At 66.4% G+C, this 22467-nt stretch carries 26 protein-coding genes; 12 read left to right on the forward strand and 14 right to left on the reverse strand.

All coding sequences use genetic code 11. The features are described from left to right. Positions 1-6: 6 nt before the first annotated feature. From paaD to paaA, 4 genes are all read right to left on the reverse strand, one after another. Positions 7-519: a 1,2-phenylacetyl-CoA epoxidase subunit PaaD gene (gene paaD, locus AC56KW_RS02910; RefSeq protein ID WP_497169229.1), complete on the reverse strand. Its 513-nt coding sequence runs from the start codon at positions 517-519 to the stop codon at positions 7-9. Beyond that, positions 519-1271, reverse strand: a complete 753-nt coding sequence (gene paaC / locus AC56KW_RS02915; RefSeq protein ID WP_497169230.1) for a 1,2-phenylacetyl-CoA epoxidase subunit PaaC — start codon at positions 1269-1271, stop codon at positions 519-521. Before paaC ends, paaD begins: the two co-directional genes overlap by 1 nt. A gap of 8 nt (positions 1272-1279) precedes the next feature. After that, positions 1280-1564, reverse strand: coding sequence for a 1,2-phenylacetyl-CoA epoxidase subunit PaaB (paaB, locus tag AC56KW_RS02920; RefSeq protein WP_109346252.1), 285 nt, complete (start codon positions 1562-1564; stop codon positions 1280-1282). An 89-nt stretch (positions 1565-1653) separates the two neighbouring features. Continuing rightward, positions 1654-2643 (reverse strand): 1,2-phenylacetyl-CoA epoxidase subunit PaaA, encoded by a 990-nt coding sequence (gene paaA, locus AC56KW_RS02925; protein WP_320467449.1) that lies wholly within the window; start codon positions 2641-2643, stop codon positions 1654-1656. Between the two features lie 118 nt (positions 2644-2761). Between paaA and paaX the strand changes: the two genes are divergently transcribed. After that, entirely contained in the window at positions 2762-3697 is a 936-nt protein-coding gene (gene paaX, locus AC56KW_RS02930; protein WP_497169231.1) for a phenylacetic acid degradation operon negative regulatory protein PaaX, read from the forward strand. On the opposite strand, the gene AC56KW_RS02935 is transcribed toward paaX, so the two are convergent. Further along, positions 3698-4180, reverse strand: a complete 483-nt coding sequence (locus AC56KW_RS02935) for an NAD(P)-dependent oxidoreductase (RefSeq protein ID WP_497169232.1) — start codon at positions 4178-4180, stop codon at positions 3698-3700. It lies immediately after the preceding gene. On the opposite strand from AC56KW_RS02935, the gene AC56KW_RS02940 reads away from it, so the two are divergent. Both AC56KW_RS02940 and AC56KW_RS02945 read left to right on the forward strand, forming a co-directional pair. Continuing rightward, the gene (locus tag AC56KW_RS02940) at positions 4169-4447 is read left to right on the forward strand and encodes a LysR substrate-binding domain-containing protein (RefSeq protein ID WP_497169233.1); all 279 of its coding nucleotides are present in this window, start codon (positions 4169-4171) and stop codon (positions 4445-4447) included. The genes AC56KW_RS02935 and AC56KW_RS02940 overlap by 12 nt on opposite strands. Before the next feature lie 65 nt (positions 4448-4512). Beyond that, the gene (locus tag AC56KW_RS02945) at positions 4513-5646 is read left to right on the forward strand and encodes a M14 family metallopeptidase (protein ID WP_497169234.1); all 1134 of its coding nucleotides are present in this window, start codon (positions 4513-4515) and stop codon (positions 5644-5646) included. Between the two features lie 337 nt (positions 5647-5983). Here AC56KW_RS02945 and AC56KW_RS02950 read toward each other — a convergent pair whose 3' ends face one another. Together AC56KW_RS02950 and pmbA are read right to left on the reverse strand one after the other, a co-directional pair. Continuing rightward, complete coding sequence (locus AC56KW_RS02950) at positions 5984-6226, reverse strand: hypothetical protein (RefSeq protein ID WP_497169235.1); 243 nt, start codon at positions 6224-6226, stop codon at positions 5984-5986. A 14-nt stretch (positions 6227-6240) separates the two neighbouring features. Further along, positions 6241-7593, reverse strand: coding sequence for a metalloprotease PmbA (gene pmbA, locus AC56KW_RS02955; protein WP_497169236.1), 1353 nt, complete (start codon positions 7591-7593; stop codon positions 6241-6243). A gap of 94 nt (positions 7594-7687) precedes the next feature. Here pmbA and yjgA point away from each other — a divergent pair, with 94 nt between their 5' ends. The 3 genes from yjgA to AC56KW_RS02970 are packed head-to-tail and all read left to right on the forward strand — an operon-like array spanning position 7688 to position 9578. Further along, positions 7688-8287, forward strand: coding sequence for a ribosome biogenesis factor YjgA (gene yjgA, locus AC56KW_RS02960; RefSeq protein WP_497169237.1), 600 nt, complete (start codon positions 7688-7690; stop codon positions 8285-8287). Continuing rightward, positions 8265-8897, forward strand: coding sequence for a molybdopterin adenylyltransferase (mog, locus tag AC56KW_RS02965; protein WP_497169238.1), 633 nt, complete (start codon positions 8265-8267; stop codon positions 8895-8897). Before yjgA ends, mog begins: the two co-directional genes overlap by 23 nt. A 12-nt stretch (positions 8898-8909) precedes the next feature. After that, positions 8910-9578 carry an alpha/beta hydrolase gene (locus tag AC56KW_RS02970; RefSeq protein WP_497169239.1) on the forward strand — a complete coding sequence of 223 codons (669 nt, stop codon included), beginning with the start codon at positions 8910-8912 and terminating at the stop codon, positions 9576-9578. Between the two features lie 70 nt (positions 9579-9648). Here AC56KW_RS02970 and AC56KW_RS02975 read toward each other — a convergent pair whose 3' ends face one another. Beyond that, a complete protein-coding gene (locus AC56KW_RS02975; protein WP_497169240.1) occupies positions 9649-10977 on the reverse strand; it encodes an aspartate aminotransferase family protein in 1329 nt (442 codons plus the stop codon). 165 nt (positions 10978-11142) lie between these two features. Here AC56KW_RS02975 and AC56KW_RS02980 point away from each other — a divergent pair, with 165 nt between their 5' ends. Next, the gene (locus tag AC56KW_RS02980) at positions 11143-11301 is read left to right on the forward strand and encodes a hypothetical protein (RefSeq protein WP_497169241.1); all 159 of its coding nucleotides are present in this window, start codon (positions 11143-11145) and stop codon (positions 11299-11301) included. Between the two features lie 59 nt (positions 11302-11360). Here the strand turns inward: AC56KW_RS02980 and AC56KW_RS02985 are convergent, their stop codons facing one another. The 3 genes from AC56KW_RS02985 to AC56KW_RS02995 form a co-directional block, all read right to left on the reverse strand. Continuing rightward, on the reverse strand, positions 11361-12209 hold the full coding sequence (locus AC56KW_RS02985) for a fumarylacetoacetate hydrolase family protein (protein ID WP_497169242.1): 849 nt from the start codon (positions 12207-12209) through the stop codon (positions 11361-11363). 71 nt (positions 12210-12280) lie between these two features. Continuing rightward, positions 12281-12643 (reverse strand): c-type cytochrome, encoded by a 363-nt coding sequence (locus AC56KW_RS02990; protein ID WP_497169243.1) that lies wholly within the window; start codon positions 12641-12643, stop codon positions 12281-12283. After that, positions 12640-13212 carry a c-type cytochrome gene (locus tag AC56KW_RS02995; RefSeq protein WP_497169244.1) on the reverse strand — a complete coding sequence of 191 codons (573 nt, stop codon included), beginning with the start codon at positions 13210-13212 and terminating at the stop codon, positions 12640-12642. The genes AC56KW_RS02990 and AC56KW_RS02995 overlap by 4 nt, the downstream gene beginning before the upstream one ends. Positions 13213-13298: 86 nt before the next feature. Here AC56KW_RS02995 and AC56KW_RS03000 point away from each other — a divergent pair, with 86 nt between their 5' ends. Genes AC56KW_RS03000 through AC56KW_RS03015 form a run of 4 tightly spaced genes read left to right on the forward strand, consistent with a single transcriptional unit; the run spans position 13299 to position 17501 of the window. Then, positions 13299-13694: a c-type cytochrome gene (locus AC56KW_RS03000; protein WP_497169245.1), complete on the forward strand. Its 396-nt coding sequence runs from the start codon at positions 13299-13301 to the stop codon at positions 13692-13694. Continuing rightward, positions 13691-14653 carry a cytochrome c oxidase subunit II gene (gene coxB, locus AC56KW_RS03005; RefSeq protein ID WP_497169246.1) on the forward strand — a complete coding sequence of 321 codons (963 nt, stop codon included), beginning with the start codon at positions 13691-13693 and terminating at the stop codon, positions 14651-14653. Before AC56KW_RS03000 ends, coxB begins: the two co-directional genes overlap by 4 nt. Continuing rightward, positions 14650-17172 (forward strand): cytochrome c oxidase subunit I, encoded by a 2523-nt coding sequence (gene ctaD / locus AC56KW_RS03010; RefSeq protein ID WP_497169247.1) that lies wholly within the window; start codon positions 14650-14652, stop codon positions 17170-17172. The genes coxB and ctaD overlap by 4 nt, the downstream gene beginning before the upstream one ends. Before the next feature lie 2 nt (positions 17173-17174). Continuing rightward, positions 17175-17501, forward strand: coding sequence for a hypothetical protein (locus AC56KW_RS03015; protein WP_497169248.1), 327 nt, complete (start codon positions 17175-17177; stop codon positions 17499-17501). A gap of 141 nt (positions 17502-17642) precedes the next feature. Here the strand turns inward: AC56KW_RS03015 and AC56KW_RS03020 are convergent, their stop codons facing one another. Genes AC56KW_RS03020 through AC56KW_RS03030 form a run of 3 tightly spaced genes read right to left on the reverse strand, consistent with a single transcriptional unit; the run spans position 17643 to position 21703 of the window. After that, positions 17643-18959, reverse strand: coding sequence for a PQQ-dependent sugar dehydrogenase (locus AC56KW_RS03020; RefSeq protein WP_497169249.1), 1317 nt, complete (start codon positions 18957-18959; stop codon positions 17643-17645). Positions 18960-19016: 57 nt separating this feature from the next. Then, positions 19017-20312: an MFS transporter gene (locus tag AC56KW_RS03025; RefSeq protein WP_497169250.1), complete on the reverse strand. Its 1296-nt coding sequence runs from the start codon at positions 20310-20312 to the stop codon at positions 19017-19019. Next, positions 20309-21703: a KamA family radical SAM protein gene (locus AC56KW_RS03030; RefSeq protein WP_497169251.1), complete on the reverse strand. Its 1395-nt coding sequence runs from the start codon at positions 21701-21703 to the stop codon at positions 20309-20311. Before AC56KW_RS03030 ends, AC56KW_RS03025 begins: the two co-directional genes overlap by 4 nt. Positions 21704-21988: 285 nt before the next feature. Here AC56KW_RS03030 and AC56KW_RS03035 point away from each other — a divergent pair, with 285 nt between their 5' ends. Then, a complete protein-coding gene (locus AC56KW_RS03035; RefSeq protein ID WP_497169252.1) occupies positions 21989-22444 on the forward strand; it encodes a cache domain-containing protein in 456 nt (151 codons plus the stop codon). Positions 22445-22467 lie beyond the last annotated feature (23 nt).

The raw sequence follows: 22467 nt of genomic DNA on the forward strand, positions 1-22467 counted from the left end.
GACCACTTAGTGGCACTTGAAATAATCAAACGGCTCGCGGCAGTCGAGGCACTTGTACAGCGCCTTGCACGGGGTCGAGCCGAATTCGCTGGTCAGCTGGGTGTGGGGCGAGCCGCAGTGCGGACAGCTGACATCGGGCGCGGCGCGGCGGCGGATGCCGGCGTGCAGGCCGCTGATGTCGATCGCCTGCTGCACCGGTGGCGCGATGCCGTAGCCTTTCAACGCCGCCTTGCCGGCCTCGCTCATCCAATCGGTGGTCCAGGCGGGCGACAGGCGGCTCTCGATGCGGACCTGCTCGATGCCGTGCGCGTGCAGGGCCTCGCTGACCGAATCCGAGATCACCTGCATCGCCGGGCAGCCGGAATACGTTGGCGTGATCGTGACCACGCAGGTGTCGTCTTCCAGGCGCACATCGCGCACGATGCCGAGATCGACCACCGAGATGACCGGGATCTCCGGATCGGCGACTTCGCCGAGCCAGCTCCAGACCTGGTCGACGCTGACGTCCAGGGCGGTCATTACCAGGTCGCTCCCGGATAGGCGCGCTGCAGGAACTGCATCTCGGCCAGGATGAAGCCGAGGCGCTCGCTGTGGCGGCCCTGTTTTCCACCACGTTGCATCCAGGCGTCGGGCGACGGCATCGCCAGGGTCGCTTCGTTCAGAACCTCGGCCAGGTGGTCGAGGCACTGCTTGCGCAGCAGTTCGGCGGCCGGCGCCACGCCCTGCTCCACCATCGCGTTGTCGATCTCGTCGTAGATGAACATCTCGCCGCCATACATCCACAGCTCGTCGAGCGCGGCCTGCATCATCGCGCGGCTCTGGTCGGTGCCGTCGCCCAGGCGCACCACCAGGTCGCCGCTGCGGCGCAGGTGGTAAGTCACTTCCTTGATCGACTTGGCGGCGATCTCGCGGATGCGTTCATCGCTCGAGCGCGTCAGGCCATCCATCAGGAAGTAGTGCCAGGTGTCGAACAGGAACTGGCGCATCAAGGTGTCGGCGTAGCTGCCGTTGGGCTGCTCCACCAGCAGGCAGTTGCGGTAGTCATGCGCGTCGCGCAGGAAAGCCAGGCGGTCTTCGTCGCGGCCCTTGCCTTCGAGTTCACCGGCATAGCTCAGCCACATGCGGGTCTGGCCCAGCAGGTCGAGGGCGACGTTGGACAGGGCCATGTCTTCCTCGAGCGCGGGGCCCTTGCCGACCAGCTGGCACAGTTGCTGCGACAGGATCAGGGCGTTGTCGCCCTGGCGCAGCAGGTAGTCAAGCTTCGCATCCATGACCGCGCTCACAGGTTCTTGACTTCTTCCGGCATCGGGAAGAAGGTCGGGTGGCGGTAGACCTTGCTGTTGGCCGGCTCGAACAGCGATTCCTTGTCAAGCGGGCTGCTGGCGACGATGTCGGCGGCGCGCACGACCCAGATCGAGACGCCTTCGTTGCGGCGGGTGTAGACGTCGCGGGCGTTGTTGATCGCCATGTCGGCGTCAGGGGCGTGCAGGCTGCCAACGTGCTTGTGGGCGAGGCCGTGCTGGCTGCGGATGAAGACTTCCCACAGGGGCCATTCTTTGCTCATGATGTGTCTCCGTGATGCGTATGCGTAGATCCGAGGGGCGTTCACAGCGTGGGGTGGACGGGAAACCCGTCCACCCCACGCCCACCTTTTCAGGCGGCGGCCTTCTTGGCGGCTTGCTTGTCGGCGTGGGCGACGAGGGCGTCGCGGAACCATTCGCCGTCGTCCCAGGCCTTGACACGCGTGCGCAGGCGCTCGCGGTTGCAGGGGCCGTTGCCCTTCAGGACGTTGTAAAACTCGGACCAGTCGATCTCGCCGAAATCGTAGGAACCGCGCTCGGCATTCCACTTGAGGTCGGGGTCGGGAACCGTCAGGCCCAGGTATTCGGCCTGCGGCACGGTCTGGTCGACCATGCGCTGGCGCAGCTCGTCGTTCGAGAACAGCTTGATGCGCCAGGCCGTCGATTGCGCACTATTGACCGATTCGGCATCCGACGGGCCGAACATCATCAACGACGGCCACCACCAGCGGTTGAGCGCATCCTGCGCCATCGCCTTCTGCTCCGGCGTGCCCTTGGCCAGCGCCATCATGATGTCGTAGCCCTGGCGCGCATGGAAGGATTCTTCCTTGCAGACGCGCACCATGGCGCGGGCGTACGGACCGTACGAGCAGCGGCACAGCGGGATCTGGTTGATGATCGCCGAACCATCCACCAGCCAGCCGATCGCGCCCATGTCGGCCCAGCTCAGCGTCGGATAGTTGAAGATGCTCGAATACTTGGCCTTGCCGGCATGCAGGGCCTGCAGCAGTTCGTCGCGCGAGACGCCCAGCGTCTCGGCGGCGCTGTACAGGTACAGGCCGTGGCCGGCCTCGTCCTGGATCTTGGCCAGGAGGACCGACTTGCGCTGCAGGGTCGGCGCGCGCGTCACCCAGTTGCCCTCGGGGAGCTGGCCGACGATCTCGGAATGCGCGTGCTGCGAGATCTGGCGGATCAGCGTCTTGCGGTACGCTTCCGGCATCCAGTCCTTCGGTTCGATCTTGATCCCGGCGTCGATGCGCGCCTGGAACGCCTGCTCTTCGGCGCTCATGTCCTGTTCTGTGCGGACTTTCTTGAGGCCGGTCTCCACCATTTGTGCATACATGCGCTTCTCCCGTGGTTCTCTACAATTGCAAACCCGTCCGAATCATAATACGATACAAAAAACTTGATGTACACAATAATTTTGAATCATATCGCCGCACAAAAACTTGATTGCCATCATGAAACGATTGTCTTGCACTGAGTGGATCGCCCACAGCCTGGCCACCGATCCGCCGCGCCACAAATCGCTGGTGGTGACCGTCTGCGGCGACACGATCGCGCCGCACGGCGGCGCATTCTGGCTGGGAAGCATGATCGAGTTGCTGGCGCCGCTGGGCGTGGGCGACCGGCTGGTGCGCACCAGCGTGTTCCGCCTGGTGCAGGAGGGCTGGCTGACGGCCAGCCGCGAAGGCCGCCGCAGCCGCTATGCGATCGAGCCGAAGGCGCTGCCCCGCTTCGAACGCGCCAACCGCCGCATCTATTCGGCGCCGGGCCTGGACTGGGACGGCCGCTGGACCTTCGTGCTGGCGCCGCACGGCAAGAGCGGCAGCATCGACAGCGAATTGCGCACCTTGCTGCGCAAGGAACTCGAGTGGGAGGGCTTTGCGATGCTGGCGACGGGCGTGATGGCGCATCCCGCGCCCGAGCGCGATACGCTGCGCGAGATCCTGGCGCGCGTCGACGCCGCCGACAAGGTGTTCGTGTGCCAGGTGGACGAGTTGCCGGGCATGGGTACGCGTGCGTTGCCCGGGCTGGTGGGCGACTGCTGGAACCTGGACGCGGTGGTCGCCGCCTACCGCGGCTTCATCGACAGCTTCGCGCCGCTGCCAGCGCTGCTGGCGACGGGCGACTTTAGCGCCGAGCAGGCGTTCGCGATCCGCACCCTGCTGATCCACGCCTACCGCCGGGTGCAGCTGCACGACCCGATGCTGCCGCTGGCCCTGCTGCCGCAACCGTGGCCGGGGGCCGACGCCTATGCGCTGGCGCGCGAGATCTACCGCCTGTGCCACGCGCGCGCCGAGGAACACGTGCTGGCCATGCTGCGCAAGGAAGACGCGGCGACGCCAGAAGCCGACGCCGCCTATCACGGCCGCTTCGGTGGCCTGCGGGCCTGATCATGCCTGGCTGGCGACGGTGAAGCGCGCCCGCAGGTGGCGCGGCTGTTCGATCTCGTCGGCGATCGCCAGCGCCAGGTCGGCCACGGCGATGCCGGCCGGCTTGTCGCCGTCCATCAGCAGATCGTCGGCGCCGACACGGTAGCTGCCGGTGGCATCGCCCTGCCCCAGCAACGCGGGCGGGCTCAAGAAGGTCCAGTCCAGCACCGTGTCGGCGCGCAGCCGGTTCGGGACATCGCGCGCCGCCTGCGCACCGGGCACGATAGTGGGCCGCACATGATCGAGGAAGGCCGGCGTGTCGACCAGTTGCACGCCGGGCGCCACGAACAGGCTGCCGGCGCCGCCGACCACCAGCAGGCGCCGCACGCCGCTCGCCGCGACGCCGCCCTCGATGGCCGCGCTGCCGCGCAGGAAGTTGTCGTACAGGGCGGGATCGCTCCAGCCCGGACTGAAGGCCGAGACGACGGCGTCATGGGCGCGCACGGCGTCGGCGACCGCATCGTCAGCAACCAGCTCTCGCTGCAGCAGATGTGCGAACAGGGCATGGGACTGGCGCTGCTGGGCCACGCCGACGTCCATCCCGCGCTCGAGCGCGGCCTTCTCGTGCGCGTGCTGCCGCACTGGCAGTTGCCGGCACTGCCGGTGGCGGCCATGACCCCGCGGCGCGATGGCGATCCGGCCAAGGTGCGGGTGGCGCTGGACGCCCTGCAGCGCCATTTCGCGGCCCTGCCGGGCGCCAGCCCTGCCTAGCGAGGGCGCCCCGAAACCGGGTATCATCAGTGCTTCAACGTACCCTCCCAACACAGGACAACACCATGTCTATCAAGATCAGCAGCCAATTCGACGCTGGCGCCATCGACGTCGTGAGCGCCACGAGCGCCAGCGCCATCGACCTGAACATCCGCAAGGACTCGCACGCCGACATCATCCAGTGGTTCTACTTCCGCCTGCAAGGCGCGCAAGGCGAAGCCTGCTCCATCCGCCTGCTCAACGCCGGCAACGCGGCCTATCCGGCCGGCTGGGAAGGCTACCAGGCGATGGCGAGCTACGACCGCGTGAACTGGTTCCGCGTGCCGACCAGCTTCGACGGCCAGGTGCTCACCATCGAGCACACCCCGGGCATGGACAGCGTCTACTACGCCTACTTCGAGCCGTATTCGTGGGAGCGCCACCTGGAGCTGCTCGACCGCGCCCAGATGGCCGAGAACGTGCGCATGCTCGACCTGGGTTCGACCGTCGACGGCCGCGACCTGAACATGCTGGTGATCGGCGAACCGGCCGAAGGCAAGAAGAAGGTGTGGGTGATCGCGCGCCAGCACCCGGGCGAGACCATGGCCGAATGGTTCGTCGAGGGCATGCTCGACGCGCTGCTCGACCCGGCCCACCCGTTCGGGCGCCAGTTGCTGAAGGAATCGGTGTTCTACGTGGTGCCGAACATGAACCCGGACGGCTCGGTGCGCGGTAACCTGCGCACCAATGCGGCCGGCGCGAACCTGAACCGCGAATGGCTCAATCCGAGCATGGAGCGCAGCCCCGAGGTGTTCCTGGTGCTGAAGAAGATGCACGAGACGGGCGTCGACCTGTGCCTGGACGTGCATGGCGACGAAGGCCTGCCGTATGTGTTCGTGGCCGGCAGCGAATCTCTGCCGAACTTCACCAGGGAGCAAGGCGAAGCGCAAGACCGCTTCATCGCCGACTTCAAGATCGCCAGCCCGGACTTCCAGGACGTGCACGGCTACGGCGCGACGCCTTATACCGAAGAGACCCTGACCATGGGTTCGCCGCACATCACCCACGCCTTCGGCTGCCTGTCATTGACGCTGGAATTGCCGTTCAAGGACAACGCCAACGACCCGGACCCGCAAGTCGGTTGGGATGGCGCACGCAGCGCGCGCCTGGGCGCAGCAGTGCTGCAGCCGGTGCTGAACGCGGTCCGCGCGATCAAGTAAAACGGCTCGACCCGTAAAAAACGCTCCGCAGGTCGGAGCGTTTTTCATGGTGCTCCCGCTTCGGATCGGCATCCCGAACCATCGGCCCAGCGCAAAGCGGCCGCTGCCGCGCAGCGCGATGCACAGCGCCCGACAACCCATCAGGAAGGCAAACGCGACGCCACGGTCGATCCAGGACCAGGTGGGACCGAACGCGCAGCAGATGCCAGCCATCTGCAGGGCGATCAGGAGGCCGAGGGGTCGCGGCCGGAACCCCCCAGCGTCAACCCTTGCCGCGGGTGCGGGTGTTCATCGACCGGGTGGGCCGCCTGTATGCGGAGCGCTTCGGCGCAGACTCCTAGAGCGCCACGCCGAGGTGCGACTGCACCCACGCGTTCGCATCGTCGCTGTTGTCGAAGTGCAGGGACGCGATCGCGGTCTTGTCGGGCGCGAGAAAGGTGGCGTACACCTTGCGGCTATCCGCGCCGCCCGAACTGAGCAGGTCGGATTGCGGGGCCAGCTCGACCGTGGCCACCAGGTCGAGATTGAGCAGCACCGTCTTGGGGCTGCTTTCCTTGTCGATGCGAACGAATCGGCCCATGGCGGTGTCTTCCTTTAGTTACCGGCGATGACCATCTTCTCGATCAGGATCGAGCCGGTGGTCTTGTTGCCGCGTACGAGGGTATCGTTACCAACTGCAACGATTTGCTGGAACATCTCGCGCATATTGCCGGCGATCGTGATTTCTTCGACCGGATACTGGATGACGCCGTTCTCGACCCAGTAGCCCGACGCGCCGCGCGAATAGTCGCCGGTCACGTAGTTGACGCCCTGGCCCATCAGCTCAGTCACCAGGAGACCGGTGCCGAGCTTGCGCAGCATGCCTTCGAAGTCGTCGCTGCGGCGGGTGTCCTTCGAGACGATCTCGAGGTTGTGCGAACCGCCGGCGTTGCCCGTGGTCTGCATGCCCAGCTTGCGCGCCGAGTACGAGGACAGGAAGTAGCCCTGCAGCACGCCATCCTTGATGACCTTGCGGCGCACGGTCTTGACGCCCTCTTCGTCGAAGGGCGCCGAACCGACCGCGCCGATCAGGTGCGGGTCTTCGACGATCTGGATGTGCGACGGGAAGACCTGCTTGCCCAGCGTATCGAGCAGGAAGGTGGATTTGCGGTACAGCGCGCCGCCCGACACGGCTTGCACGAAGGCGCCCAGGAGGCCCGCGGCCAGGGGCGCTTCGAACAGCACCGGGCAGGTGCGGGTATTGAGTTTGCGCGCGTTCAGGCGCGCCAGCGCGCGCTCGGCGGCGTAGCGGCCCACTTTCTCGGGCTTGGCCAGTTCTTTCGGGTTGCGCGACGAGGTGTACCAGTCGTCGCGCTGCATCTGGTTGCCCTTGCCGGCGATCGGCGCGACCGAGATCGTGTGGCGCGAGAACGGATAGCCGCCGATGAAGCCGCGCGAGTTGGCGCCGACGAAATGCGACTGCTGCACGTAGACGCTGGCGCCTTCGCTGTTGGTGATGCGCTTGTCGACCTCGAAAGCGGCGTTTTCGCAGCGCTTGGCCAGCTCGACCGCCCCTTCGGTGTCGATCTGCCATGGATAGAACAGGCGCAGGTCGCGCGGCGCAAGCTCCAGGAGGTCGGCATCCGGCAGGCCGGCGCAATCGTCCTCGGCGGTGAAGCGGGCGATATTGGCCGCTGCCTCGACGGTCGCCCTGAGCGAGGCGGTCGAGAAGTCGGAGGTGCTGGCGTTGCCGCGGCGCTGGCCCACATAGACGGTCACGCCCAGGCCCTTGTCCTTGTTTTGCTCGATCGTCTCGATGTTGCCTTTACGCACAGAAACCGACAAACCGCTCCCTTCGCTGATCTCGACCGAGGCGTCGGTCGCGCCCTGTTCGCGGGCAAACGCGAGCACGTCGCGCGCCAGCTGTTTGAGCTGATCCTGGGTGTGGGTAAAAGCGGTGTCGTTCATAGGTGTTTTTCTTGGCAGGCCCTAAAACAGTTATCATAGCAGCCGTTTACAGTTTTCACTGATCGGCCCAGCGCCAATCAAATCCATTCATATCATGCCTAATCCAAATCGCGGCTCGGTCGGCTTCCAGTCGAACGAATTCGAACCCGAATACGACCGCCCTTCCAAGTCGGAACTCAAGCGCCAGTCGAACGAGCTGCAAAAGCTCGGCGAGCAGCTCGTCGAGGCGCCGCGCGACCGCGTCAAGCGCGTGCCGATGCCGGACGACATTCGCGATGTCATCCTTGAAACCCAGACCATCACCAACCACGAAGGCCGCCGCCGCGCCCTGCAGTTCGTGGGCAAGAAGATGCGCACCCTGGACGAGGAAGAAATCGCCGTCATCCAGCGCACCATCGACAGCTGGAAAGGCGCCTCGAAAGCCGAGACGGCGGCCCTGCACGCGCTCGAGCGCCGCCGCGAAAAACTGCTGGCCGACGACAAGGCGCTGACCACCCTGCTCGAAGAGAATCCCGAGCTCGACGTCCAGCACCTGCGCACCCTGATCCGCAACGCGCGCAAGGAAGTGGCCGAGTCCAAGCCGCCGAAGGCCTACCGCGAGATCTTCCAGATCCTGAAGGACCTGGGCAAGAAGAAGAAAACCGACGCCGATGCTGACGAAGAAGGCAACGATGACGAGTCCGACGACGAATAATGAAGAGCTGGTGATCGGCCTGGTGTCGGTCTCCGACCGCGCCAGCGGCGGCGTCTATGAAGACAAGGGCATTCCCGCCTTGACCGAATGGCTCGCCGGCGCGATCACCACCCCATACCGCATCGAGACGCGCCTGATCCCCGACGACCGCGCGAACATCGAGGCGACCCTGGTCGAACTGGTCGACACGGCGCGCTGCCACCTGGTGCTGACCACGGGCGGCACCGGCCCGGCGCGGCGCGACGTCACGCCCGAGGCGACGCTGGCCGTCGGCACCAAGGAGATGCCCGGCTTCGGCGAGCAGATGCGCCAGATCAGCCTGCGCTTCGTGCCGACCGCGATCCTGTCGCGCCAGAGCGCCGTGATCCGCGAAGCGCGGGTGAACGGCGCCGACCATGCGGCGCTGATCATGAACCTGCCGGGCCAGCCGAAGTCGATCAAGGAAACCCTCGAGGGCTTGAAGGACGACGCCGGCAACACGGTCGTCGGCGGCATCTTTGCCGCCGTCCCCTATTGCATCGACCTGATCGGCGGCCCATACATGGAAACCGATCCGGCGGTGAGCAAGACCTTCCGTCCCAAATCGGCATTGCGCCCGCCTGCTGCTTAACCAAAGGAAGCCATGACCCAGCTGCTTGAAAACATCGAAGTCGACACCGCGCCGAATCCGGAAATCGCCATCATCTGGCTGCACGGCCTGGGCGCCGACGGCAACGACTTCGTGCCGATCGTGCGCGAACTGGACTTGTCCGGCCTGCCCGCCATCCGCTTCGTGTTCCCGCATGCGAACACGATGCCGGTGACGATCAACGGCGGCTACGTGATGCGCTCGTGGTACGACATCGTCGCCACCGACCTGGTGCGGCGTGAGGACGAAGCCGGCCTGCGCGCCTCGCAGCTGCAGGTCGAGGCGCTGATCGCGCGCGAAAAAGAGCGCGGCATCCCGGCGTCGCGCATCATCCTGGCCGGTTTCTCGCAGGGCTGCGCGATGACGCTGCAGACCGGCCTGCGCCACCCGGAACCGCTGGCCGGCATGATGTGCCTGTCGGGCTACCTGCCGCTGGCGGGACTCGCCGGCGCCGAGCGCCATGAGGCCAGCAAGTCCACGCCGATCTTCATGGCGCACGGCGTGCAGGATCCGGTGGTGCCGTTCGCCCGCGCCGAAGATTCGCGAAAAGTGCTCGAATCGCTCGGCTACCAGGTCGAGTGGCATGCCTACCAGATGCAGCACACGCTGTGCCTCGAAGAGGTGCAGGACATCGCGAAGTGGATCCGCAAGGTCGTGGGCTGACGTAGATTACGGCTCTGCATGCCGCCTTGGCTTCGCGCCAGGCGCCCGGCGCGGGCGGGAGCCCGAGTTGCTAACCCGTCCGCAAGGCGGCCTCCACCGCATCGCTCAGGCGCGACACGATTTCGGACAGATCCGCCGGCGTCGCGATGAACGGCGGCGCCAGCAGCACATGGTCGCCGTGCTGCCCATCGATCGTGCCCCCCATCGGATAGACCAGCAGGCCGCGCGCCATCGCCTCGGCCTTGATCGCCGCATGCAGTTTGCGCTCCGGCGCGAACGGCTCCCTGGTCTCGCGATCCTTCACGAATTCCAGCGCCAGCAACAGCCCGCGCCCGCGGATGTCGCCGACGTGCTCGTGCACCCCGAACACATCCCCCAGCATGCGGCGCAGCATCGCGCCGCGGCTGCGCACCCGCGCCAGCAGGTCGTCGCGCTCGATCACCTGCTGCACCGCCAGCGCCGCGCTCGCCGCCACCGGGTGGCCGATATACGTGTGCCCGTGCTGGAACATGCCGCTGCGGCTGCGCAGGCATTCGACGATCGCCTTGTGCGCCAATACCGCCCCGATCGGCTGGTAGCCGGCGCCCAGGCCCTTGGCCACGGCCACGATGTCGGGCGCCACGCCATCTTGCTCGATCGCGTACATGGTGCCGGTGCGGCCCATGCCGCACATGACTTCATCGGCGATGAACAGGATGCGGTAACGATCGCAGATATCGCGCACGCCCTGGAAGTAGCCCGGCGTCGGCGGAATCGCGCCGCCGGTGGCTCCCACCACCGGCTCGGCGACGAAGGCGATGATGTTCTCGGGCCCGGCGCTCAGGATGGTCGTCTCGAGTTCGTCGAGCAGGCCGGCGGTGTAGTCGTCGACACTCATGTGGGCGGCGCGGCCGCGGTATTCGTAGCAGGCCGACACCCGCAGCGCATCCTTCAATAGCGGCGCGAACGCCCGCCGGCGCCATTCGTTGCCGCCCACGCCCAGCGCGCCGAGCGTGTTGCCGTGGTAGCTCTGGCGGCGCGCCAGGAAACGGGTGCGCTGCGGCTCGCCCATCTCGACCCAGTACTGGCGCGCCAGCTTGAGCGCGGTCTCCATCGCCTCGGAGCCGCCCGAGACGAAGTAGACGCCGCCCATGTCCTCGGGCCCGCCCTCGACCAGCCGCCTGCCCAGCTGCTCGGCCACGTCGGTGGTGAAAAAGGCGGTGTGGGCGTAGGCGCAGCGGTCGATCTGGCGGTGCATGGCGGCGATCACGTCGGGGTGGCCATGCCCGAGCGAGGAGACGGCGGCGCCGCTGCTGGCGTCGATGTAGGTCTTGCCGTTGCTGTCGCGTAGCAGGACGCCTTCGCCGCCGGCCGCGAGGGGCGGCGCCTGGCGCAGGCTGCGATGAATGATGTGGCTCATGGACGCTTACCTCCGATCTCCGATAAGGACGACACTAGACGATAAGCGCGCTGGCGAAGGCTTCTTTTGATTTTTAGCGCAGGCCGTGCGAATATTTTCCCGGTATCACTACGGGACAACACATGCGCGAGCACATGGTCATGGCGCGCCAGCGGGACCCGTGCGGTGTCGCACCGGGCGTACGCCGATGCGCTCGCGCTGTTCGGCGGGCATGGCGGGGTCGACCTCATCGGGATCGACGGCCATGACACCTTGCTGGCCATGGCGATGAATACGGCGCGCACCGGCACGCCCGGGGAAGGCACGTGGCGCGTGCCGGATTGAAGCCAGGGAAGAAGCCTGGCTCCCCGCCTGCGCGGGGATGACGTGCCGACGATGCGGACTTATTTTGGGAAGGCGACGACTTGCGCCTGCTGCTCGCCCAAGCCCGCGATCCCCAGGCGCAGCTGGTCGCCCTTCTTGAGGAAGCGCTGCGGCGAACGGCCCATGCCCACGCCCGGCGGGGTGCCGGTGGTGATGATGTCGCCCGGCTCCAGGGTCATGAAGCGCGATACGTAGCTGACGATCTGGGCCACGCTGAAGATCATGCTTCCGGTATTGCCGGTCTGCATGCGCTTGCCGTTCAGCTCCAGGTAAAGGTCGAGGTCTTGCACGTCGAGGATCTCGTCGCGCGTGACCAGGAACGGGCCGACCGGGCCGAAGGTGTCGCAGCCTTTGCCTTTATCCCACTGCGAACCCATCTCGAACTGGAAGGCGCGCTCCGAGACGTCGTTGACCACGCAGTAGCCGGCCACGTATTTCAGTGCCTGTTCTTCGGTCACGTACTGTGCGCGGGTGCCGATGATCACGCCCAGCTCGACTTCCCAGTCGGTCTTCTTCGAGCCTTTCGGCAGCACGATGGCGTCGTCCGGGCCGTTCAGGGAGCTGATCGCCTTGGTGAAGAACACCGGCTCGCTCGGCATCGTGGACTTGGTCTCGGCCACGTGGTCGGCATAGTTCATGCCGATGCCGATGAATTTTCCGGGGCCCTTGACCGGCACGCCCAGGCGCGGATTGCCGCGCACCAGCGGCAGGGTTTTCTGGTCGATCTTCGCCAGCTTGCGCAGCGCCTTGTCGGACAACTGCGACGCATCGATGTCGTCGATGACGCCGGACAGGTCGCGCAGGCGGCCCTCTTCGTCGAACAGGCCCGGCTTCTCTTTGCCAGGGCGGCCATAGCGCACCAATCTCATGATTCTTCCTCGGTCGTGAACGCGCGGACCATGGGGGTCCGCATCAAACCGGGGATGATACCAAGGATCGGCTATTGACTGAGCAGGTAGGCGCTGATGTCGATCGCATCGCGCTCGCTCACGCCCATGACCGGCATCGCATTACCCGGGTCGATCGCCTGCGGGTCCATGATCCAGCGCACCAGGTTGGCCTGGGTATTGGGCACCTTGCCGGCGATGTAGCGGCGCTCCGCCATGTCGCCGAGCGGCCGGCCGACATAGACTTTCGAGCCGGCGATGCTGGGCACCGCGTGGCAGGAATGGCAGGCGTACTGCGTCAGCGCGACCATGCCGCGTTCCGGGTCGCCCTGGATGCCGGGCGCCGGCCGCGTCGGACCGCAGGCTGCCAGCAGCGCGGCCAGCGCCAGCATGGCCGGGATGCAGACTGCGTTCATGGCGCCTCCTCTTGCGTTGCGCTTGCCGCGCGATCACGGACCGACGTCATGCGGCGGAAGTCTTCCGGCGTCATGTCCGGCATCGTCGCCACGAAGGCCACGACGGCCCAGATATCGTTGTCGCTCAGGTGGTATTCCCAGGCCGGCATGCCGCTCATCTTGATGCCGTTGCGCGTGATCCAGTACAGCTCGCGCGTTTCCCAATTGACGTCGGCGTCGACCAGCGGCCCCGGCACCGGCTGCATGCTCATGCCCTGCCTGAGCGGCGCCACGCCCGGCCCGCCGTGGCACTGGATGCAGTTGGCCTTGTAGACGGCGGCGCCGCGCAGCACCTGCTCCGGCGCGCCCAGTCCCTCGGGCACCTGGATGTCGCGCGCATGGCTCTGCACCGAGTACTGCAAGCCTTCCTCGAAGACGGTATAGATCAGCGGGTAGTGCTGCTGGGTGGCGGCGATATTGTAGAAGCCGCCGCGCAGGACGATCAGCCCGGTGACGGCGCCGATCAGCCCTGCCCCAAGCAGGGTCAGCACCATGGTCTTGACGATAAGTCGCGCGCGATTGGATAGCATAACCTAGGGCGTTCAGTTAGAAAAATGACATCTGATTTCTTGTATTATAAAAGCCACAGCCTTTTCACGAAAAACCAACCGTGCGCATGAATATCTGTCTTTACGACTGCCCGCCCCTGACGCGGCGCGCCGGCGCCATGCTGCTGTGCGCAGTGCTGGCGAGCGCTTGCAGCAGCCAGCAAAAGCCCAGCCGCGTCGAGGGTGGCGATCCGGAGCGCGGCCGCCTGCTGACCCAGCAATACCAGTGCGCGGCCTGCCACTATATTCCCGAGGTGCAGGGCACGAATGGCGATGCCGGTCCTTCGCTCCAGTACATGGGCCGCCTGAGCTATATCGCCGGCAGCATTCCGAACCAGCCCGAGAACATGGTCCGCTTCCTGCAGAATCCGCCCGCGGTCAAGCCCGGCACCCTGATGCCGGCGCTCGGCATATCCGAAGAAGAGGCACGTCATATGGCTGCTTTCATGTACACCCTCCGATGAACGAACTGCAATCCGTCCTCCACCCGGCAGGCGCCGATGCCGCCATCATCCACCAGTTCACCTGGGTGCTGTTTGTCGGCGGCACGCTGATCTTCGTTTTCGTGATGACCTTGCTGACCCTGGCCATGCGCCGCCAGGCGCGTCCGATCCGCCCAGCCATCTGGATCTTCGGCGCCGGCATCGCGTTCCCGGTCGTGGTGCTCACCGCCCTGCTGGCCTGGAGCACCTGGCGCAGCGGGCAGCTGGCGGAACAGACCTCGCACAAGGCGCTGACGATCTCGGTCACCGGCAAGATGTGGTGGTGGGAAGTACGCTACCGTGATCCGGCGACCAACCGCGAGATCGTCACCGCCAACGAAATCCACATCCCGGTCGGTGAACCGGTCTACCTCGGCATGACGGCCTCGGACGTGATCCACAGCCTGTGGGTGCCGTCGCTGGCCGGCAAGCGCGACATGATCCCGGGCCGCGTCACCGGCCTGACCCTGCGCGCCGACAAGCCGGGCGTGTACCGCGGCCAGTGCGCCGAATACTGCGGCGAGCAGCATGCACGCATGGCATTCCACGTGATCGCCCTGCCGCGCCCCGAATACGACGCCTGGCTGGCGCGCCAGGCCCAGCCCGCCCTGCCGGCCGACACCACGGTGCTGCAGCGCGGCCGCGACGCCTTCCTGGCGCAGCAGTGCCAGGCCTGCCACACCATTCGCGGCGTGACCGACGTGCCGCCGTTCTCGGAGCAGGCACGGATCGCCGACACCTCGCGCCAGGGTCCCGACCTGACCCACGTCGGCAGCCGCCGCGAGATCGCGGCCGGTACCCTGCGTAATCACCGTGGCACGCTGGCCGGCTGGATCGCCGACCCGCAAAGCATCAAGCCGGGCGTGTTCATGCCCCCTTCACAAGACCTGGACGGCGAAACCCTGCGCGCACTGGCCACCTACCTCGAGCACCTGAAATGACGACGCGCGACGCTACCCTGAACCACGACGACCTGCCCAATCCGCTGCCACGTCCGCCGCTGGAGCTGACCCGCCTGGAAGAGGTCTGGGAAACCCCGCGCGGCTGGCGTTTCTTCAAGTCGGTCAACAACACCAATATCGGCCTGCTGTACATCGGCACCGCGATCCTGTTCTTCATCCTGGCCGGCATCCTGGCGCTGATCATGCGGGTGCAGCTGGCGGTGCCGGACAACGACCTGGTGGCGGCCAGCACCTACAACCAGATCTTCACGATGCACGGCACCGTGATGATGTTCCTGTTCGCGATTCCGATCGTCGAGGCGATCGCCGTCTACCTGCTGCCCAATATGCTGGGCGCGCGCGACCTGCCCTTCCCCCGGTTGTCGGCGTATGCGTTCTGGGCCTATGCCTTCGGCGGCCTGGCGTTCTTCTGCACCCTGTTCTGGGGCCTGGCGCCGGACGGCGGCTGGTTCATGTATCCGCCGCTCACCGGCATGAAGTATTCGCCCGGCCTGAACGCCGACTTCTGGCTGCTGGGGATCGGCTTCATCGAGATTTCGGCCATCGCCGGCGCGATCGAGCTGATCGTCGGCATCCTGTTCACCCGCGCGCCGGGCATGACCTTGCGCCGCATGCCGGTCTATGCCTGGGCGATGCTGGTGGTGGGCGTGATGATCATCATCGCCTTCCCGGCCGTGATCGCCGGCACCGCGCTGCTCGAACTCGAGCGCGCCTTCAATATGCCGATCTTCGACGCCGAGCGTGGCGGCGACCCGTTGATCTGGCAGCACCTGTTCTGGTTCTTCGGCCACCCCGAGGTCTACATCATCTTCCTGCCGGCGGCCGGCATGATCTCGACCATGATCCCGACCATTGCCCAGAACCGCCTGGTGGGACGGCGTGTGATCGTCGTCGCGCTGGTGGGGGTCGGCATCTTCAGCTTCGGCCTGTGGGCCCACCACATGTTCACCGCCGGCCTGGGCGTGCTCGAAATGAGCCTGATCTCGGCCGCCAGCATGGCGGTCGCGATCCCGACCGGCATCCAGGTGTTCGGCTGGATCGCCACCCTGTGGAGCGGGCGCATCAGGATGAACGCGCCGACGCTGTTCATGCTCGGTTTCATGTTCATCTTCGTGCTGGGCGGGTTGACCGGCGTGATGGTGGCCGTGATCCCGTTCGACTGGCAGGCGCACGACACCTATTTCATCGTGGCCCACCTGCACTACGTGCTGATCGGGGGCATGGTGTTCCCGGTATTCGCCGCCATCTATTACTGGCTGCCGCTCGTCAACGGCAACCAGATGTCCGAGCGCTGGGCCAAGCCGATCTTCTGGCTGCTGTTCGGCGGCTTCAACATCACCTTCTTCCCGATGCACTTCACGGGCCTTTATGGCATGCCGCGCCGCGTCTACACCTACTCGCACGAGATGGGCTGGGACTGGCTCAATATGCTCTCGACCGTCGGCGCCTTCATGTTCGCGCTCGGCATCGTCATCATGATCATCGACGCTGCCCGCACGCTGCGCCGCCCGTCCAAGGACGTCGGCAATCCATGGAATGCGGCGACCCTCGAATGGCTGCCGTCCGAGGACTACGGCAACCGCAGCATCCCGATCATCACGTCCGACGATCCGCTGTGGGACCAGCCGACCCTGTCGAAGGAAGTTGCAGAAGGCCGCCATTACCTGCCGAACACCGTCACCGGCCGCCGCGAGACGATCGCCACCAGCCCGGTTGCCGCCCGCCCGGCCTACCTCATGATCCTGCCGGGCGACAGCTGGCTGACCGTGATCGGCGCCGCCGGCACCGCCGGCTTCTTCCTGCTGCTGACCGTGAAGGCGATGCTACTGGCGTTTATCTGCGGCGTCATCGCGATCACGTCCATCATCGGCTGGCTGTGGGACTCGGACCGCAGCGTGAACATGCGCGAAGCGCCGATCGGCGGCGGCATCAAGCTGCCGGTCGGCGCGGTCGGCATGGGTTCGCACTCGTGGTGGGGCACCTTCATCATGCTGATCGTGATCTACGGGATCTTCTGGTCCTTCGCCTACACCTATATCCATACCTCGATGCGGCTCGAGATCTGTCCGCCGCCGGGCGCCTCGCTGCCCGACGGTATGTATACCCTCGGCGCGGCCGCGCTGCTGCTGCTCGGTTCCGCCCTGGTCTGGTTCAGCGGCCGCCTGCAGGGCCACGGCATGGCCTTCACGACGCTGGCGGCGCTGGCCTGCACCACGGCCGCCTTCCTGCTCGACGTGCACAGCTGGCGCCTGGTCCACCTGGACGGCACCAAGGATGCGTGGAACGCCTCGATCTCGATCCTGCTCGGCTTCCAGGGCGTGATGCTGTTCGTGCTGCTGCTCGCCGCCCCTTACCTGTGCGTGCGCGCCTGGCGCGGCCTGGTCAAGCCTGACAACCGCGCCACGCGCGACAATATCGCGCTGATCTGGCATTACGTGACCCTGCAGGGCCTCACCGCCATGGTGGTGATCCGCGGCCTGCTGCTGGTGATGGATTGAACATGGACGACCGTTTCTTCCAGCGCGCCGTGCGCGCCTCGCTTCCCCTCCTGATCTGGGCCGCCCACTTCGGCTTCAGCTATATCGTGGCGGCCGCCCAGTGCACGCCCGGCGCCTGGCGGCCCGAGGGGCCCAATCCCTGGCTGCTGGGAGGCGCGACGGTGCTGGCGCTGCTGGGGTGCGTGTGGCTCGGCATTGCTGCCGGCAAGCGCCTGCGGCAAGGGTCGACCGAGTTCGTGGATTATGTGGCGGCGGCCAGCGCGGTGCTGGCGTCCGTGGCGATCGTGTGGACCGGGATGCCGGTACTGTTGGTGAGTGGCTGCGCCTGATCCAGCCCAGCCGCCTGTCCCAGCCATCGCACCGTGGGGTGGGCGGATCCCGTCCACGCGCTCAGCCATCGGATGCATTGCCACGACGCCGCCCCTGTTGAACGCGTGGATGGCAAAGCCATCCACGCCACGTCGCCGCGATCAGCCCGGATCCGGCACCACCCGCCAGATCACGTTGCCGACGTCGTCGGCCACCAGCACCGCACCCTTCCGGTCAACCGCCACGCCCACCGGACGGCCGTGCGCCTCGCCATCCTGGTTGACGAAGCCGGTCAGCATGTCGACCGGCTTGCCCACAGGCCGGCCATCCTTGAACGGCACGAACACCACGTTGTAGCCCGAGCGCGGCTTGCGGTTCCAGGAGCCGTGGTTGCCGATGATGGCGCCATTCCTGTATTGGGCCGGCAGCAGCGCGCCTTCGTAGAAAGCCAGGCCCAGCGCCGCCACGTGGGCGCCCAGTGCGTAGTCCGGCACGATCGCCTGTGCCACCAGGTCGGGCCGCGGCGGCTTGACGCGGGTGTCGACGTTGTTGCCGAAATAGCTATACGGCCAGCCATAGAAGCCGCCATCCTTCACCGACGTCAGGTAATCGGGTACCAGGTCGCTGCCGATCAGGTCGCGCTCGTTCACCACCGTCCACAAGGCGCCGGTCTCGGGATTCCAGGCCATGCCGTTCGGATTGCGCAGGCCCGAGGCGAACACGCGGGTCTTGCCGCTCGCGAGATCGATCTCCAGGATCGCGGCGCGGTCCTTTTCATGCTCCATGCCGTTCTCGGCGACGTTGCTGTTCGAGCCCGTGGTGGCGTACAGCTTGGTGCCGTCCTTGCTGGCGATGATGTTCTTGGTCCAGTGGTGGTTCAGCGCACCGCCCGGCAGCGGCGCCACCTGCTGCGGCTGGTCGAGGATCTCGGTCGCACCGTCCTTGTACGGAAAACGCACCACCGCATCGGTGTTGGCCACGTAGAGAGAATCGCCCACCAGCGCCATGCCGAACGGCGAATGCAGGTCTTTCAGGAACACGCTTTTCAGCTCGGCCACGCCGTCGCCGTCCGCATCGCGCAACAGGCTGATACGGTTCGCGCTCGGCACGCCGGCGCCGGCGCGCGCCATGACCTTGCTCGTCACCCAGTTGGCGATGCCCTTCTTCGCGGGACGCTCCGGCGCATTCGTCTCGGCCACCAGCACGTCGCCATTCGGCAGCACATACATCCAGCGCGGATGGTCGAGCGCGGTGCCGAAGGCATTGACCGCCAGGCCGGGCGCCGGGGTCGGCGTCGTGTTCGCGGGCCAGCGCCTGGCCGGCGCGATATGCATGGTCGGGATCAGGGTCTTGTTCGGCGCTTTCAGCGTCGGCTGCGGACCGACGTCGGCTCCCAGCGGCAAGGTCGATTTATCGCCGCAGGCCGCCAGCAAGAGCATGCCGGCGCCTGCGCACAGGAGCGGAAGTGGTTTGCGCATGACTTTCCCCAAGATATGCAATGGAGAAAGTGTATATGACAAAGTTGCCTTTGCACGCTACGGCTGAGCGAGCCCAGCCGCCGGCATCGTGCGCCGCCGCGCGAAACGCCATAGCCCGGGCAACTGGACCAGCACCAGCAGCGCAAACGCGGCGCGGTAGGCGGCCGCCGGCGTGCGCCCGAGCGCGTCGGGCTCCCACAGTCCGATCACCAGGCCGAAGCCGGCCTGCACCAGGAAGGCGCCGATGAAGATCAAGAGGTTGAGGAAGGTCGCGGCGCGCCCCGTCAATTCACGCGGCACCGACTGCGCCACGATCGCGTATTCGATGCCGGTGATCGTACCCACCAGCGTGAACATCACCGACAGCACCGCGAAGCTGGGCCGGTGGTCGACCACCATGGCCGCCTGCACGAGAATGAAGAAGGTGATGCCGGCCGCCGCCACGTCGAGTGGCGGCATGCCGCGCCGCCCGGCCCATTCGGTGACCATGCCGACCGCGATCGCGCCGAACACCACCGCCGCCATGCCCAGGTAGAGCAGGTAGGCGACGGCGGGCTCGGAGAAGCGCCCCGCATCCAGCAGCCAGCGCCCGATCCACAAGCCCTGCACGCCGAAGAACACCGCGTGCGGGACCAGCACCAGCGAAGAGACCGCGCGAAAGCCCGGCGCCCGCCACACCTCGCGCAGGGCCGGCAGCAGCGGGCCGCGCTGCGCTGCCGGACCATCGGCCTTCGGATACAGCAGCGCGATCAACAGCCCGGTACAGGCCACCAGCGCCGCCAGCAGGCAAAACAGGCCGCGCCAGTCGGTGTATTCGAGCACGGCGCGCACCGGCATGGTGGCGCTGGCCGCACCCATGCCACCCACCGCGATCAGGTAACCGTGCACCGACGCCAGCCTATCCGGCGCGACCCAGGTGGACAAGGCCTTGACCGCCGCCATGAAGCAGCCGCCCAGGCCGCAGCCCATGACGGCGCGCGCCGCCAGCAGGCCATGAAAGGTACTGCAGTGCGCGAACAGCAGCGCGCCGCAGGACGCGAGCAGCAGCAGCGCCACCTGCACGCGGCGCGGCCCGTAGCGGTCCAGCGCCATCCCGACCGGCAGCTGGACCAGGGCGAAGGTGAAGAAGAAGGCGCTGGTGAGCAGCCCGAGCTGGCCCGGCGTGAGCGCCAGCGCGCCCACCAGGTGCGGGGCCAGCACCGCGTTCGCGTTGCGCAGCAGCGAAGACAGGAAGTGCCCCAGCGCGAACGGCAGGAACACGTAGAGGAATACCCCTACGCCGGACCGGCGCAGGGGGCCAGGCGCCGCCAGGGCGCAAGCGGGCGGCATCGCCGGACCCGGCTTGTCGCTCACGCCGCGTCGGGCTGGGCGGCGCCGCGCTCGCCCAGCGGCACCAGCGGGATCACGCGCCCGCCGGGACCGGGCAGCGGGGCGCCGCTTTCCAGCTCGAAGAAGAAGCGGTCGCGCCCGAAGGCGGGTGTCAACTGGTCGAGCCAGGTCGCATTGGCGTCGTACTTGGCGAAGAACGGGCGCCGCACCCACTCGGGATTGCGCGCCTGCAGGAACTGCAGCGCGAACAGCTTTTCGCCATTGATGGTCACCACGCCGTCGATGACGACCTTGCCGGGGAAGGCGCTCATCGACGGCCCGCGCACGGTGCGCGACAGGCCCGAAACCATCGAATACGCCTGCTGGAAGATCTCGTGGGCGCGCGCCAGCGGCAGGGCGAAGTAGTCGCGCGGGCCGGTGTCGCGCTCGACGAACATGTAATAGGGGATCGCGCCCAGGCGCACGCCGGTAGTCCACAGCTCGGCCCAGCTCTTCGGGTCTTCGTTGATGTGGCGGATCAGGGGGCCCTGCATGCGCAGGGTAGCGCCGGTGCCGACGATGCGCTTGACCGCCTGCTGGGCGATCGGCTGGCGGATCTCGACCGCGTGGTTGTAGTGGCCCATGATGGCCAGGTTCTTCCCGCTCGCCACCACCTTCTCGAACAAGCGCAGCAAGTCGTCGCTGTCCTTGTCCGACACGAAGCGCTGCGGCCAGTAGGCGACCGACTTGGTGCCGAGGCGGATGTTCTGGATGTGGGCCAGCTCGGGCGCCAGCAGCGGCTCGATGCATTCGGCGAGCGAGCGCGTATTCATGATCATCGGGTCGCCGCCGGTGATCAGGACGTCGGTTACCTCCGGATGCATCTCGAGATAGGCCACCAGCTCGCCGCATTCGCGCGCATCGAACTTCATGTCTTCCATGCCGACGAACTGCGGCCAGCGAAAGCAAAAGGTGCAATAGGCATGGCAGGTCTGGCCGGCGCTGGGAAAGAACAGCACCGTTTCCTTGTACTTGTGCTGCAGGCCCCTGAGCGGCGCATCGTTCACGCGCGGCACGTTGTGCGTCATCTGGCCGGCCGGGTGCGGGTTCATGCGCATGCGGATGGCGTGCGCCAGGCGCGCAATCGCGGCGGCGTCCTTCCTGTACAGCACCAGCTCGCGCAACTGCGCGTATTCCTGGGCCGGCAGCATGTCGCGGTGCGGGAAGGTCAGGCGGTAGATCGGATCGTCCGGCACGCGCTTCCAGTCGATCAGCTCATCCATCACATAGGCATTGGTGCGAAACGGCAGCACATGGGACACCACCTGTACGGCTTCCTGCAGCTCGGGTGTGAGCCGTTCCCATTGGCGTGAAGTGACGACGGTCTGGCGCGTGTAAGGCTTGAACTTGGAAGGCGTCGATGCAGTCGTGGCCACGAGGATTCTCCAGGGGGATGATGGGACCGGCAGCGACTTGCCGGGAAGCATTCATCTTAGGGAACGCCCATGCACAGGAATTGCCATCAATCAACCTGAGTATGCGCCGATGCCGGGCGGCGACAAACCTGCGCCGTAGTAGCCACGAATGAGGCAACGGTACAACGCGGACGGCGCTCGGTATCTGCCCTTGTGCGAACGCAATCCGGCGTGAGCGCGGCTCGCTACATTAGTACGTGCACTTGAGAAATATTCCACGGAAGACACACGAAAAGGAAGCCGCCCATGAAGATGATCGCCACTGCCGCCGCCCTGTGCCTGGGACTGGCCAGCGCCACTGCCCTGGCCAATGAGCCGACCGAGAAAGACGCCGTCGCGATGGCCGAGCGCGGCGCCGCCCTGATCAAGGCCAAGGGAAAGGCGCAGATGATGAAGCTGATTAATGCCAGGGACCCGAGTTTCGTCCAGGGCGCGCTGTATGTCGATTTGCGCGACGTCAAGACCGGCATCGTGCTGGCCCACCCTTATAACCCGTCGATCGTCGGCAAGGATTTGACCGACGTGCCGGATGCGAACGGCAAGAAGTATCGGCGCGAGATCATCGAACTGGCCGCCGCCAAGGGCAAGGGGTGGGTCGATTACCAGTACAAGAACCCGACGAGCGGCAAGATCGAGCCGAAGACCACGTATATCCTGCTGGTCGATGACGTGGTACTCGAAGCCGGCATCTACAAGAAGTAAGCCCTGCCCCGCCGCCAGCGCGC

This window comes from Telluria sp. RT2P19 (assembly GCF_059685725.1).

Excerpts from the sequence above, each read along its gene's own strand:
- AC56KW_RS02975 (WP_497169240.1), bottom strand. The coding sequence starts at position 10,977 with ATGAGCCACATCATTCATCGCAGCCTGCGCCAGGCGCCGCCCCTCGCG.
- AC56KW_RS02950 (WP_497169235.1), bottom strand. The coding sequence starts at position 6,226 with ATGGGCCGATTCGTTCGCATCGACAAGGAAAGCAGCCCCAAGACGGTG.
- mog (WP_497169238.1), top strand. The coding sequence starts at position 8,265 with ATGACGAGTCCGACGACGAATAATGAAGAGCTGGTGATCGGCCTGGTG.
- AC56KW_RS03035 (WP_497169252.1), top strand. The coding sequence starts at position 21,989 with ATGAAGATGATCGCCACTGCCGCCGCCCTGTGCCTGGGACTGGCCAGC.
- coxB (WP_497169246.1), top strand. The coding sequence starts at position 13,691 with ATGAACGAACTGCAATCCGTCCTCCACCCGGCAGGCGCCGATGCCGCC.
- AC56KW_RS02970 (WP_497169239.1), top strand. The coding sequence starts at position 8,910 with ATGACCCAGCTGCTTGAAAACATCGAAGTCGACACCGCGCCGAATCCG.
- paaC (WP_497169230.1), bottom strand. The coding sequence starts at position 1,271 with ATGGATGCGAAGCTTGACTACCTGCTGCGCCAGGGCGACAACGCCCTG.
- paaD (WP_497169229.1), bottom strand. The coding sequence starts at position 519 with ATGACCGCCCTGGACGTCAGCGTCGACCAGGTCTGGAGCTGGCTCGGC.
- paaA (WP_320467449.1), bottom strand. The coding sequence starts at position 2,643 with ATGTATGCACAAATGGTGGAGACCGGCCTCAAGAAAGTCCGCACAGAA.
- AC56KW_RS02985 (WP_497169242.1), bottom strand. The coding sequence starts at position 12,209 with ATGAGATTGGTGCGCTATGGCCGCCCTGGCAAAGAGAAGCCGGGCCTG.
- ctaD (WP_497169247.1), top strand. The coding sequence starts at position 14,650 with ATGACGACGCGCGACGCTACCCTGAACCACGACGACCTGCCCAATCCG.
- AC56KW_RS03015 (WP_497169248.1), top strand. The coding sequence starts at position 17,175 with ATGGACGACCGTTTCTTCCAGCGCGCCGTGCGCGCCTCGCTTCCCCTC.
- AC56KW_RS02995 (WP_497169244.1), bottom strand. The coding sequence starts at position 13,212 with ATGCTATCCAATCGCGCGCGACTTATCGTCAAGACCATGGTGCTGACC.
- AC56KW_RS03020 (WP_497169249.1), bottom strand. The coding sequence starts at position 18,959 with ATGCGCAAACCACTTCCGCTCCTGTGCGCAGGCGCCGGCATGCTCTTG.
- AC56KW_RS02945 (WP_497169234.1), top strand. The coding sequence starts at position 4,513 with ATGTCTATCAAGATCAGCAGCCAATTCGACGCTGGCGCCATCGACGTC.
- AC56KW_RS02990 (WP_497169243.1), bottom strand. The coding sequence starts at position 12,643 with ATGAACGCAGTCTGCATCCCGGCCATGCTGGCGCTGGCCGCGCTGCTG.
- paaB (WP_109346252.1), bottom strand. The coding sequence starts at position 1,564 with ATGAGCAAAGAATGGCCCCTGTGGGAAGTCTTCATCCGCAGCCAGCAC.
- paaX (WP_497169231.1), top strand. The coding sequence starts at position 2,762 with ATGAAACGATTGTCTTGCACTGAGTGGATCGCCCACAGCCTGGCCACC.
- AC56KW_RS02940 (WP_497169233.1), top strand. The coding sequence starts at position 4,169 with ATGGGCGCGCACGGCGTCGGCGACCGCATCGTCAGCAACCAGCTCTCG.
- pmbA (WP_497169236.1), bottom strand. The coding sequence starts at position 7,593 with ATGAACGACACCGCTTTTACCCACACCCAGGATCAGCTCAAACAGCTG.
- yjgA (WP_497169237.1), top strand. The coding sequence starts at position 7,688 with ATGCCTAATCCAAATCGCGGCTCGGTCGGCTTCCAGTCGAACGAATTC.
- AC56KW_RS03000 (WP_497169245.1), top strand. The coding sequence starts at position 13,299 with ATGAATATCTGTCTTTACGACTGCCCGCCCCTGACGCGGCGCGCCGGC.